Origin of the sequence: Photorhabdus cinerea (assembly GCF_011189575.1) — a bacterium.
GTDB classification, from domain to species: Bacteria; Pseudomonadota; Gammaproteobacteria; order Enterobacterales; family Enterobacteriaceae; genus Photorhabdus; species Photorhabdus cinerea.
In genome coordinates this window covers 1-1,172 of sequence record NZ_PUJW01000110.1, presented here as the reverse complement: position 1 = coordinate 1,172, position 1,172 = coordinate 1, and the positions used below count along the sequence as shown (strand labels likewise).

Sequence of the window (1,172 nt, the reverse complement as noted above, 5' to 3'; positions counted from 1 at the left end):
TTTGAACGTACAAAACCGCACGTTAACGTTGGTACTATCGGCCACGTTGACCATGGTAAAACTACCCTGACTGCTGCAATTACTACTGTACTGGCTAAAACCTACGGTGGTAACGCTCGTGCATTCGACCAGATCGATAACGCACCAGAAGAAAAAGCGCGTGGTATCACCATTTCTACTTCTCACGTAGAATACGATACCCCAAGCCGTCACTACGCGCACGTTGACTGCCCAGGCCACGCCGACTATGTCAAAAACATGATCACCGGTGCTGCTCAGATGGACGGCGCAATCCTGGTAGTTGCAGCGACTGATGGCCCAATGCCGCAGACTCGTGAGCACATCCTGTTAGGCCGTCAGGTCGGCGTTCCTTATATCATCGTATTCCTGAACAAATGTGACATGGTAGACGATGAAGAGCTGCTGGAACTGGTTGAGATGGAAGTCCGTGAACTGTTGTCTCAGTACGATTTCCCAGGTGATGACACTCCAGTTATCCGTGGTTCTGCGCTGAAAGCACTGGAAGGTGATGCAGAGTGGGAAGCGAAAATCATCGAACTGGCAGAAGCCCTGGACAGCTACATCCCAGAACCAGAGCGTGCAATTGACCAGCCATTCCTGCTGCCAATCGAAGACGTGTTCTCTATCTCTGGCCGTGGTACTGTTGTCACCGGTCGTGTAGAGCGCGGTATCGTTAAAGTGGGTGAAGAAGTTGAAATCGTGGGTATCAAAGATACCGTTAAAACCACTTGTACTGGTGTAGAAATGTTCCGCAAACTGCTGGACGAAGGTCGTGCGGGAGAGAACGTAGGTGTTCTGCTGCGTGGTACAAAACGTGACGAAATCGAACGTGGTCAGGTCCTGGCAAAACCAGGTTCAATCAAGCCACACACCACTTTCGAATCAGAAGTTTATATTCTGAGCAAAGACGAAGGTGGCCGTCATACTCCATTTTTCAAAGGCTACCGTCCACAGTTCTACTTCCGTACAACTGACGTGACCGGAACTATTGAGCTGCCAGAAGGCGTAGAAATGGTGATGCCAGGTGATAACATTCAGATGGTAGTTACCCTGATTGCACCAATCGCAATGGACCAGGGTCTGCGCTTCGCTATCCGTGAAGGCGGTCGTACAGTAGGTGCTGGTGTTGTTGCTAAAGTTATCGCATAATT

At 50.0% G+C, this 1,172-nt stretch carries 1 protein-coding gene; it reads left to right on the top strand.

What is annotated here, in order from left to right:
* Window positions 1–1,170, top strand: a 1,170-nt coding sequence (gene tuf / locus C5469_RS22795) for an elongation factor Tu (protein WP_166310972.1), incomplete at its 5' end; no start/stop codon positions are given.
* Between the last annotated feature and the right edge of the window lie 2 nt (window positions 1,171–1,172).